This window comes from Metabacillus niabensis, from assembly GCF_020524345.1.
Classification (GTDB): domain Bacteria; phylum Bacillota; class Bacilli; order Bacillales; family Bacillaceae; genus Metabacillus; species Metabacillus niabensis_B.
The window spans coordinates 1-2,822 of record NZ_JAIVLH010000056.1; the positions used below are offsets into that span (position 1 = coordinate 1).

Annotated in this window: 1 rRNA gene; it reads left to right on the forward strand. The window is 52.9% G+C overall.

Annotation, left to right across the window (positions count from 1 at the left end):
* Positions 1–2: 2 nt before the first annotated feature.
* Positions 3–2,822 (forward strand): 23S ribosomal RNA (locus LC095_RS26540); the annotation flags it as partial.

Consider the following 2,822-nt stretch of genomic DNA (forward strand, 5'->3'; position numbering starts at 1 on the left):
AAGGTTAAGTTGTTAAGGGCGCACGGTGGATGCCTTGGCACTAGGAGCCGATGAAGGACGGTACTAACACCGATATGCTTCGGGGAGCTGTAAGTAAGCTTTGATCCGGAGATTTCCGAATGGGGAAACCCACTGCTCGTAATGGAGTAGTATTTTTACCTGAATACATAGGGTAATAAAGGCAGACCCGGGGAACTGAAACATCTAAGTACCCGGAGGAAGAGAAAGCAAACGCGATTTCCTGAGTAGCGGCGAGCGAAACGGAATTAGCCCAAACCAAGAGGCTTGCCTCTTGGGGTTGTAGGACACTCTATACGGAGTTACAAAGGAACGGAGTAAATGAAGAGGTCTGGAAAGGCCCGTCAAAGAAGGTAACAACCCTGTAGTTGAAACTTCGTTCCCTCCAGAGTGGATCCTGAGTACGGCGGGACACGTGAAATCCCGTCGGAAGCAGGGAGGACCATCTCCCAAGGCTAAATACTCCCTAGTGACCGATAGTGAACCAGTACCGTGAGGGAAAGGTGAAAAGCACCCCGGAAGGGGAGTGAAAGAGATCCTGAAACCGTGTGCCTACAAGTAGTCAAAGCCCGTTAATGGGTAATGGCGTGCCTTTTGTAGAATGAACCGGCGAGTTACGATCCCGTGCAAGGTTAAGTTGATAAGACGGAGCCGCAGCGAAAGCGAGTCTGAATAGGGCGAATGAGTACGTGGTCGTAGACCCGAAACCAGGTGATCTACCCATGTCCAGGGTGAAGTTCAGGTAACACTGAATGGAGGCCCGAACCCACGCACGTTGAAAAGTGCGGGGATGAGGTGTGGGTAGCGGAGAAATTCCAATCGAACTTGGAGATAGCTGGTTCTCTCCGAAATAGCTTTAGGGCTAGCCTTGAAATGAGAGTCTTGGAGGTAGAGCACTGATTGGACTAGGGGCCCCCATCGGGTTACCGAATTCAGTCAAACTCCGAATGCCAAAGACTTATGTTCAGGAGTCAGACTGCGAGTGATAAGATCCGTAGTCAAGAGGGAAACAGCCCAGACCACCAGCTAAGGTCCCAAAGTATACGTTAAGTGGAAAAGGATGTGGAGTTGCTTAGACAACCAGGATGTTGGCTTAGAAGCAGCCACCATTTAAAGAGTGCGTAATAGCTCACTGGTCGAGTGACTCTGCGCCGAAAATGTACCGGGGCTAAACGTATCACCGAAGCTGTGGATTGTTCTTACGAACAATGGTAGGAGAGCGTTCTAAGGGCTGTGAAGCGAGACCGGAAGGACTCGTGGAGCGCTTAGAAGTGAGAATGCCGGTATGAGTAGCGAAAGAGGGGTGAGAATCCCCTCCACCGAATGCCTAAGGTTTCCTGAGGAAGGCTCGTCCGCTCAGGGTTAGTCGGGACCTAAGCCGAGGCCGAAAGGCGTAGGCGATGGCCAACAGGTTGAAATTCCTGTACCACCTCCTCACCATTTGAGCAATGGGGGGACGCAGAAGGATAGGGTAAGCGCGCTGTTGGATTAGCGCGTCCAAGCAGTTAGGCTGACAATGAGGCAAATCCCATTGTCACATAAGCTGAGCTGTGATGGCGAGGGAACTATAGTACCGAAGTTCCTGATTCCACACTGCCAAGAAAAGCCTCTAGCGAGGTGAGAGGTGCCCGTACCGCAAACCGACACAGGTAGGCGAGGAGAGAATCCTAAGGTGAGCGAGAGAACTCTCGTTAAGGAACTCGGCAAAATGACCCCGTAACTTCGGGAGAAGGGGTGCTTTTTAGGGTGAATAGCCCGGAAAAGCCGCAGTGAATAGGCCCAGGCGACTGTTTAGCAAAAACACAGGTCTCTGCGAAGCCGCAAGGCGAAGTATAGGGGCTGACGCCTGCCCGGTGCTGGAAGGTTAAGGGGAGAGGTTAGCGCAAGCGAAGCTTTGAACCGAAGCCCCAGTAAACGGCGGCCGTAACTATAACGGTCCTAAGGTAGCGAAATTCCTTGTCGGGTAAGTTCCGACCCGCACGAAAGGCGTAACGATCTGGGCACTGTCTCAACGAGAGACTCGGTGAAATTATAGTACCTGTGAAGATGCAGGTTACCCGCGACAGGACGGAAAGACCCCGTGGAGCTTTACTGTAGCCTGATATTGAATTTTGGTACAGCTTGTACAGGATAGGTAGGAGCCTGAGAAGCCGGAGCGCCAGCTTCGGTGGAGGCGTCGGTGGGATACTACCCTGGCTGTATTGAAATTCTAACCCACAGCCCTGATCGGGCTGGGAGACAGTGTCAGGTGGGCAGTTTGACTGGGGCGGTCGCCTCCTAAAATGTAACGGAGGCGCCCAAAGGTTCCCTCAGAATGGTTGGAAATCATTCGTAGAGTGTAAAGGCACAAGGGAGCTTGACTGCGAGACCTACAAGTCGAGCAGGGACGAAAGTCGGGCTTAGTGATCCGGTGGTTCCGCATGGAAGGGCCATCGCTCAACGGATAAAAGCTACCCCGGGGATAACAGGCTTATCTCCCCCAAGAGTCCACATCGACGGGGAGGTTTGGCACCTCGATGTCGGCTCATCGCATCCTGGGGCTGTAGTCGGTCCCAAGGGTTGGGCTGTTCGCCCATTAAAGCGGTACGCGAGCTGGGTTCAGAACGTCGTGAGACAGTTCGGTCCCTATCCGTCGTGGGCGTAGGAAATTTGAGAGGAGCTGTCCTTAGTACGAGAGGACCGGGATGGACGCACCGCTGGTGTACCAGTTGTCTTGCCAAAGGCATAGCTGGGTAGCTATGTGCGGAAGGGATAAGTGCTGAAAGCATCTAAGCATGAAGCCCCCCTCAAGATGAGATTTCCCA